Raw genomic sequence first — 7241 nt, forward strand, 5'->3', positions numbered from 1 at the left:
CAGCCCTCCAGCAAGGCTAGGTGAGGTCTACCCGGTTGGTGTGCCACACCCCGGCGGCCGCGGCGACCAGCGCGTAGAGCGCGAGCACGACCCCGCCTTGCCAGGGTTGCAGGAAGTCCTGGTCGGTCAACGTGATCTGGGTCAGGGCACTGGCCGACGGACCTGGCAGGTAGACGGTCCAGTCCTGCAGTGCGGGGATCCGGGTGACGATCGGTTCGGCCACGAACAGATACACCAGCAGACCGACGACGGCCGCGACCTGGTCGCGAAGCCACGCTCCGAGCCCGATCCCGAGGAGTGCGAACAGAGCCACAGCGGCGACAACGCCGGCGAGAGTTGCCGGTACTCCGTTGCCGGTCAGGGTCGGGTCGATGCCTCGTGCCTTCAGCCACGGCCAGGCGATCGCGGTGACCACCGCGATGCAGGCAGCGGCGTACGCCGCGCCGACTGCCGCGTAGGTGACGAGCTTGGCGAGCAGCACGCGGCTGCGATGTGGAGTGGCGAGGAAGGTGGTTGTCGCGGTGCGGTGCCGGTACTCACCGGTGATACCGATAGCCGCCAGTACTGCAACCAGGGTCTGTGCGCCACCCGCACTGGTCCCGAACAGCAGCCGTTGACCGGCCGCAGTCGCCAGCGGCGGCGCCAGGGTGTCGGGATCATCGTTGAACGCAATGTTCAGGCTGGCGAACAGCGCGGTGAGTGCCATGGTGGCCAGAAGCAACCAAAGCCACAGGCGGGTCGACAACAGCTTGGCGAACTCGCCTCGGATCAAGGCAACCATCAGACTCCTACCTCCGAGGCGCTGGTTCCTTGCCGCGTCTCCGCGTCGGTCAGGGTGAAGAACAGTTGTTCCAGATCGCCGTCGCGTTCGGCGAGCCAGTGCAGCTCCACCCCAGCCAGGTAGGCGATTCGCCCAACGGCCGAGGCATCCAGGCCAGTGACCAACAGTTGGCTATCGCCGTTCGATTCGACGGTGACGCCGGCGTGCTCGGTCAACGCGGCACGAAGCGGCCCGCTCTGCTCAGCGCGCACCTCGACGACGCCGCGCTGCTGGCCGGTCAGCTCGTTGACGGCTCCCTGGTAGAGCAGGCGACCGTCGGCGATGATCACGACATGGTCCACGAGTTGCTGCATCTCGGTGAGGACATGGCTGGAGACCAGAACGGTCCGACCCTCAGCCGCCAGGCCCCTCAGTAGCCGGCGCATCCACACAATCCCTTCGGGATCGAGCCCGTTGGCGGGTTCGTCCAGCACGAGGACCTGCGGATCGCCGAGCATCGCTACGGCCAAGGCCAGACGCTGACGCATCCCCAGCGAGTAGCCGCCGATCTTGCGGCCACCCGCGGTGGACAGGCCCACCAGTTCCAGCACCTCGTCAGCCCGCTGTCCGGGAAGATCATTGACTGCGCAATAGACGCGCAGGTGCCCGCGTCCCGACCGGGCAGGATGGAAGCCGCCCGCATCGAGCGCCGCCCCCACAACTGTGGCCGGGGCGGGGATGTCGCGATAGGCGACGCCGCCGATCGTCGCGTCTCCAGCATCGGGTCGGACCAAGCCCAGCAGCATTCGCAAGGTAGTCAAGTGGCGGGACAGACACCATTGACGTTTCCGCAGGTCATCCCTGAAGGAGCGGGGCCGGTCAAGAGGTGCTTTGACCGGCCCCTTGTTCTTGTCCGCTGGGTTGGAGACGCGCCGAGGAGGCGTCGTGGTCAAGGCTCGGGCGGAGCCCGACCGCGTAGCGGCCGTCGGGCCTTGAGGACGGCGCCGATTGGCGCATGCTGTGGGCTGCGGAGAAGAGTCTTCGGCGGCTTCCTTTGGTTGATGTCTGGGTGTGCGTTGCGCTCGTCATGGCCGGGTGGTCCCGGTTGGTGGCAGGCCCGGTTGAGGGCTGCTGTCATCCCTTCGCCGCCTGGTGGCCGGCATGATGGGGTTCGCGGTGTTGCTGGTCAGCGGGGTCAATCAGAGGGGCGACCGCGCCGTTGCTGACGAAGCTGGGGGGTCTTGACCTGCACGACCTGCGCTGACCGGTTCGGGGCGAGACCGGCGGTTCATGCCGCCGTGCTCGCGAGAGGTTTCGTTGGCTGGCTCAGATTCAGGGCGCGGACGTGATGGTCGCGCAGCGCGTAGAAGACATACTCCAGTTGGCGGCGCCCGGCCGCGACGACACCGATGTTGTGGCCGCGCCGGGCAGCGACCCGATCGCGGAACTGCCCGACCAACGTCGTGCCGGGCAGGATCTGCACCGACTCGACCACCGCCCAGCGGACCAGTCGGGACCCCTGCTTGGTGATCCGGCCGCGGTGCACGTGGGTATCGGACTCGTGGTGGGTCGGGGTCAGCCCGGCCCAGCAGGACAGCTGCTCCGGCCGGGCGAACCGGTTGATGTCGCCGATCTCGGCCACCAGCACCGCAGCCAGGGTCGGACCGATCCCCGGGATCGTCTGCACCGCGGCATAGCCCGGGTCGGTCGCCAGCCGCCCGCGCACCATGCCGGCGACGTGGTCGATCTCGAAGTCGAGCCCGTCCATCACCCGGCGCAGCGACCCGATCCGGGCCGCATACGGAGCCGCGAGCTGCGAGGAGTCCCGCAGCCGGTCCAGCAGCGCGGTTCCGTCGATCCCGAACAGGTCACTCATCGCCACCTGGACCCCGCACTTGGCCAGCACCGCATGCACCTCGGCCTTGCAATGGCTGCGCAGCCCGACCAGCTTCGCCCGGTGCCGGACCAGCTCCCGCAACTCCCGGACCGCCGGCGGCGCGATCCACGCCTCCGGCAGCCGCCCCATCCGCAACAGATCGGCCAGATCGGCTGCATCACGCTCGTCGTTCTTCACCCGCCGGTACTCGAACGCCTTCACCCCCAACGGATGCGCCAGATGCACCACCGCGCCCTGCTCCCGCAACGCATCCACCGCCCAGTACCAGCCATAGGTGGCCTCCAACACCACCTCCGGGCTCTCCCCGGCCCGGGCGATCACCGCCGCCAACCGATCGACACCGTTCACGATCCGGACCCGCTCGAGCACCTCACCCTCGGCCGTCATCCGCACCAGCACCGACCGGCGCCGATGCAGATCCATACCCACAAACTGCCGTCCCGCGTAGCCTTCCATCAGGGGCCTCCTTCGTCGTGAAACGCGAGCAACCCCAGCATCCGCCGGGGGAAACCCACGAGGAGCGGAGGCCCCGCTCCTTCATCGCATCAGAGACCACATCTGGCGTCAGCAGGCGGGCCCTGCTCCCTCCAAAGCGGGCCCGCCGAGCGGGCTACAGCCCACCCGGCGGAGGTCGGGAGGCTACGGCCGAAGCGTCGCGCGAATCTCTTCCGCGAGCGCGCGGCTACCCGCAGCAACAAACTTACGCTTCACACCCATAGCCTTATTGATCTCGGGCAGGCTATTAAATCCATAGTCGAGTCCGATCGGCTCGCCGGTGAGGTCGATAGCGACGCCTCCCGCAGCATGCAGTATGAAATGCCCCGGCAGGAAATCCCAAGCGGCGAAGCCCTTTTGGATCTCAATGGTGGCGTCGGTGAACCCGGCGGCCACGTGCGCAAGGCATACGGAGCCATGCCCTTGACCGATCCGACCTTTCCGCTTGCCGTCTTCACCTACGGCGCCGAGCGCTTCCATGAACTGGCGCTGCTCGGCTAGCGGCAGGAATCTCTCTTCGGGACGCATCAAATAGTTCGTCACCAATGCCTGATTCATTGCTACATCAGACGGCCGATCCAGGAGGTGCCATTCGTCGTCGGCCGTAACCGCAAAAGCGCGGTCGCTCCCGTCCTCGTAGTGCGCACCCACATAGAGCTGAACGCTATGGAAGATGTCGCCCACGACAGACACGATTGGCCGCTTAAGAGACAGCGAGTAGACCATGATGTGGGTATATCCCAGCAGCGCCCGAACGGCTAGCTCGCTGGTATCCAGCGGATCCACGAGCACGCAAAGATCGGGATTCGCATCGGACCCAACAACCTCAGGGTCGGATTCCTCTGAAGCGTAAATAAAGGATGGCATGAACTCGGCCAAAAGTTCTTTGTAGCGCTCGTGCATCAACAAGTCGTAGTCGGACAGAAAGTTGTCCTCGTGGCGTGGATTCTCGTTCTCCGCACGCCGACCAGTGAGAGCGGCGTTCACGAGCTTAGGTCGCAGGTCGGACAGCAGAACCCTGACCACGCCTACTATGTTCTCGGCAAGCTCGGGAACTTGGTTCTTGTCCACGTGAAATTCACCCATTCTCGATTTATCGAAGCTCTAGGGGAGGCTCAATGCCGGGAGGACTCATGGTAGCGGCAATGAATACGGCTTCGAAGTCAGCAGCCCGCACGATCTGTGCGCCCGTCAGGTCGTCGAAGTTGGTAACCGCAAGCGTGAGGTCTTTCGTCATAGCGCCGAACACCGCGAAGTAGAGTTCTGCACGCGGGTACCTCTGACGAATCTCGCGAGCGATCTGCCCAATCACATCAGCATGCTTGACCTCAAAATCACAAATCACTATCGTCGGCGCATCCTCCGTCTCTGGAAAGAATGAAGACTTGTCAAGCTCTATCCCGTCGCGGACTTTATTGCACCGCAGGTACCCAATTGGGCACCGCGAAAACCTTGACGAGGACAGAAACGTAGCCATGACGAGTCCGGCCTCATTGATCCCAAAGCATGCGTCCACGTCTAAGCGCTTGCCGAGATTCTTGATCTGCTGCGATAGGCGCTCTACGCCATACCCAAAGGTTGTCCACGTGAGGTCCAGTAGGCGTCCCGGGCGAGGGTTCGGCAGCGTGAATAGGTTGATTTCAGAGTTCCCGTACTCGACCGTGGGGGCCGAGATGATGAAATCCGTTCCGACCTGCTCATAGTGATCAATCGAACTCGCATTGGGGCTCTCAAGACCGCGAACTTCAGTCTCAGTGGATTGGCCACCGACTGGCCTAGGTTCAGTCGGCTTGTAAGCCTTCAACGCCAATTGATCCTCAATCGGCAACCTTTCGTACGACTCCGCGATAAGATCTGCGGGAGTGATTTCCTCATCCGAGATACCCATCGGACCCCTGCCATAAGCAGAACACAAGATCAACAGGCTAGAAATCGACGGCGGCGACCCATTGCCACGCACTCTCGCCCATGATTCCCAGGCATTGATTGTCGTGCCACCTAGGGAAGTTTGATTCCCGGTGACTTCGTTATAGCGCGCGGCCGCATGATCTTGAGATAGACCTGCGGCGTACCTGAAAGCCTGAAGACTCGGAACCTCAGGGTATCGCGACATCAGCTCCGTGGCCGCAGCCTTTACAGAACCCATCTGCGCCCAAAGCTTCTTTCCCTGTGAAGCTAATTCCCTACCGCGCTTCTGCGGACTTTGGGCTGACACATCCGATGATGTCGAGATTCCCATGACTTTGTTGACCTTTCACGCTTCTATGCCTGATTCCTCCACTCTACCCATCTGGATGGGCAACTGCAGCGACACCTGCCCACGAGCCCGTCCAGACTCCCCCCATCACACAGGTGTCAAGCGGCCTCACTGACTGTCACGGTGATTGAGCAATACCCCTGTCGGGCCGGTGAGTCGGACGGGGCATCCGCCGAACAGCCACACATAGGAGGTCTTGGATGTCTCGCGGTGTGGAGTGGTGATGTTGACCGGCAGTCAGGAAGTGGGCGCACTCATCGAGTCCGGCCGGAGCCTGCCGCGCCGTTTCCTGCTGGTCCGGCATAAAGACATTTCGGGCGTCTCAGGAACCGGCTTAGTTGCGGAGGGGACATTGTGGTCATCGGGCGCAGTGGCTTTGCACTGGCCAGGCCATCCCTCCGCCACCTCGGTTTGGTCGGGCATCTTGGACTTGATTGCCGCTCATGGCCACGATGGCGCAACAGAAATTGAGTGGATCGATGACGGGCCGGATATCTCGGCGTCGTCTCTCAAGCAACCGAAGCAACCGGAGCGCGACAGCAAAGGTTGGCCGATCCTGAATCGACGCGAATGCATCGGGGTAGGCGAATGAAGCTAGTTCACGGGGAAATCATGGAGATAGTGGAAAAGAAAGAGCCGTTCGTCGCTGTTTACATACGCGAATTTCCGCTGATGAGCGCAACGGAAATGCGCCGTGCTCGCGACGGACTGATTAGCTTCGCTAGGTCGCGGGGGCTAGTGGTAAACGAGATTTTTGAGGAGAAACCGGAGACGGTGCCGAACGCTTTTGCGGCTATGAATGCGAAGTTCCAAGCGTCTACGGGAAACGTCCTTATCATGCCTGGCGTGCATCACCTAGCGGGACTCGGAGATAACCCGCTGGACGTACTGAAAGCCTTCCATAGCTACGGCGTAGAGGTGTTGATTGCCGGACACGTCGAATAGACCCGTCAGGGTGGTTGGTGTGCAAGGGGAAGGGGCGAGCCTTCCCGATTGTTACCCGGTCACCCTGACTTCGGCGGGGCGCGGTGTGGTGTGACCATTCCGCCCGACGGGAAAGAGAGCCACGCCCGCCCCGCCGTTTCCAAGACGCAATCCTCCGCTCGCGCCTGACCCCTGCGTATGGCACTTCACAGCGAGCGGGGGATTGCCTAACTGAATAGCAACACCTGATCTCGTAACCCGTGACCGCAACTCACGGAGTACCTACCTTTCCCCCGAGAGGTAGGTACTCCGTGGCGGTCGCGGGTTACTTGTTGCTCCGGGCAATGGCCGTGCAGATGCACGTGCAAGCGCGGGTGCAGATGGCTATGGCATTCAAGCGTTAAGGGGTTGACAGGCAGGTGTACGGGAATTGCAACTTCCTGCAACCGAGACTGGTTGGTCTTGATTTATTCCGTTGCTTGGGGCAAGGATGGCTCCCCCGTTCAGCAGATTGGAGGTGGTTGCCCAGAGCATCCAAGGCGTCAGGTGGAGGTTATCCACAGGGTGTCTGACGCGGTCTGCTCAGGTGTGCTGGACTGGGTGGTGTCAAGGGGAACTGGTCCCCACCGAATGACTCTTTGAGGAGGTGGTTACTTGCGTTTTAGTCAGCGTGTGTGGTTCTCGACTCGCTGCGCGTGTGGTGCGCGGAAAGCCAAGGGCCGAGCTGGCTGTGAGAAGTGTGTACGGCGTTACCGCTTCGTGCGGAATGACCGTGCCAACGGTTGCCGGTAAGCCTCACGACCGGCAGTCAACGGGGTCGCCCTCTCTCTCATATTCGAGGAGATCGAGAGGGGGTGATGAGTACTGATTATTTCGGTGTCGCTGCTGCTGACGTTTGCTGTTGGCGT

Annotated in this window: 7 protein-coding genes; 2 read left to right on the forward strand and 5 right to left on the reverse strand. The window is 62.5% G+C overall.

Annotation, left to right across the window (positions count from 1 at the left end; genetic code table 11):
* Positions 1-16: 16 nt before the first annotated feature.
* The 5 genes from JOF29_RS42500 to JOF29_RS42520 all read right to left on the reverse strand — a co-directional run bounded on the left by JOF29_RS42500 (position 17) and on the right by JOF29_RS42520 (position 5040).
* Positions 17-781: a hypothetical protein gene (locus tag JOF29_RS42500; RefSeq protein WP_209699919.1), complete on the reverse strand. Its 765-nt coding sequence runs from the start codon at positions 779-781 to the stop codon at positions 17-19.
* The gene (locus JOF29_RS42505; RefSeq protein WP_209699920.1) at positions 781-1566 is read right to left on the reverse strand and encodes a DUF8746 domain-containing protein; all 786 of its coding nucleotides are present in this window, start codon (positions 1564-1566) and stop codon (positions 781-783) included. The genes JOF29_RS42500 and JOF29_RS42505 overlap by 1 nt, the downstream gene beginning before the upstream one ends.
* Positions 1567-2048: 482 nt before the next feature.
* Complete coding sequence (locus JOF29_RS42510; RefSeq protein ID WP_209699921.1) at positions 2049-3113, reverse strand: IS110 family RNA-guided transposase; 1065 nt, start codon at positions 3111-3113, stop codon at positions 2049-2051.
* 183 nt (positions 3114-3296) lie between these two features.
* Positions 3297-4223 carry an inositol monophosphatase family protein gene (locus JOF29_RS42515; protein WP_209699922.1) on the reverse strand — a complete coding sequence of 309 codons (927 nt, stop codon included), beginning with the start codon at positions 4221-4223 and terminating at the stop codon, positions 3297-3299.
* Between the two features lie 22 nt (positions 4224-4245).
* Positions 4246-5040, reverse strand: a complete 795-nt coding sequence (locus JOF29_RS42520) for a hypothetical protein (RefSeq protein WP_209699923.1) — start codon at positions 5038-5040, stop codon at positions 4246-4248.
* 592 nt (positions 5041-5632) lie between these two features.
* Between JOF29_RS42520 and JOF29_RS42525 the strand changes: the two genes are divergently transcribed.
* Together JOF29_RS42525 and JOF29_RS42530 are read left to right on the forward strand one after the other, a co-directional pair.
* Complete coding sequence (locus JOF29_RS42525; RefSeq protein WP_209699924.1) at positions 5633-6001, forward strand: hypothetical protein; 369 nt, start codon at positions 5633-5635, stop codon at positions 5999-6001.
* Positions 5998-6354, forward strand: a complete 357-nt coding sequence (locus tag JOF29_RS42530) for a hypothetical protein (RefSeq protein WP_209695890.1) — start codon at positions 5998-6000, stop codon at positions 6352-6354. Before JOF29_RS42525 ends, JOF29_RS42530 begins: the two co-directional genes overlap by 4 nt.
* The last annotated feature ends 887 nt before the right edge of the window (positions 6355-7241 follow it).

The organism is Kribbella aluminosa (assembly GCF_017876295.1).
Lineage (GTDB): Bacteria > Actinomycetota > Actinomycetes > Propionibacteriales > Kribbellaceae > Kribbella > Kribbella aluminosa.

Coding starts and splice junctions, on each gene's coding strand:
- JOF29_RS42520 (WP_209699923.1), bottom strand. CDS start 5,040: ATGGGTATCTCGGATGAGGAAATCACTCCCGCAGATCTTATCGCGGAG.
- JOF29_RS42530 (WP_209695890.1), top strand. CDS start 5,998: ATGAAGCTAGTTCACGGGGAAATCATGGAGATAGTGGAAAAGAAAGAG.
- JOF29_RS42500 (WP_209699919.1), bottom strand. CDS start 781: ATGGTTGCCTTGATCCGAGGCGAGTTCGCCAAGCTGTTGTCGACCCGC.
- JOF29_RS42510 (WP_209699921.1), bottom strand. CDS start 3,113: ATGGAAGGCTACGCGGGACGGCAGTTTGTGGGTATGGATCTGCATCGG.
- JOF29_RS42525 (WP_209699924.1), top strand. CDS start 5,633: ATGTTGACCGGCAGTCAGGAAGTGGGCGCACTCATCGAGTCCGGCCGG.
- JOF29_RS42505 (WP_209699920.1), bottom strand. CDS start 1,566: ATGCTGCTGGGCTTGGTCCGACCCGATGCTGGAGACGCGACGATCGGC.